Source organism: Vibrio sp. 1249-1 (assembly GCF_033340495.1).
This window is the reverse complement of sequence record NZ_JAWOWJ010000702.1, coordinates 1-637: the sequence shown is the minus strand read 5'-3', so window position 1 is coordinate 637 and position 637 is coordinate 1. Positions and strand designations below refer to the sequence as shown.

The window sequence follows — 637 nt, the reverse complement described above, 5'->3', positions numbered from 1 at the left end:
ATAGACCAATTGCTTCGTCCATGGTCGCGCACACTGGTACTACTAACGCTGCACTCGCTGTGTTACTTGCAAACTCAGTGAAGAAGACGACAAAGGCAACCACAGAAAGGATAGTGAGCAATACACCTGCTTGTTCGAGGAAGCCAGTTAGGCTGTGCGCTAGGAAAACGCTGGTGCCTGTCGCTTTTAGAACGTTACTCAAGCAGATACCGCCGCCGAACAGGATCAGAACACCCCAGTCTGTTGTCTTTTCAATGTCCTTCCATTCGACTGCTCGAGATGCGCCTAGCAGCAAGATGGCACCAATCGCAACCAAGGTGTCGAATTTTGCAAAACCGCCAAGCATGGTGTTGATCGGCTTGCTGAAAATCCACAAAGTGACGGTAAGTAAGAAGATTGCCAGTGTGACCATTTTGCCGTTCGTCCACTCAACAGGTTTGTGGTCAAGTTCAAACTTGTGGCTCAAATCTGGCTTGGTCATGGTGTAAAGAACCAAAATCGCAATTGGCATCAAAATCAAAGAGATTGGCAGACCTAGCTTCATCCATTCCGTGAAGTTCAAACCTACTTCGGCCGCAGCAATTGCGTTTGGCGGGCTACCAACTAGCGTAGCGATACCGCCGATAGAGGCGCTGTA

At 49.1% G+C, this 637-nt stretch carries 1 protein-coding gene; it reads right to left on the bottom strand.

Translation table 11 applies throughout. The annotated features are described in order from the left end of the window. The coding region (locus tag R7Z50_RS28445) for an SLC13 family permease (protein WP_318149873.1) at positions 1–637 on the bottom strand (637 nt) is incomplete at both ends.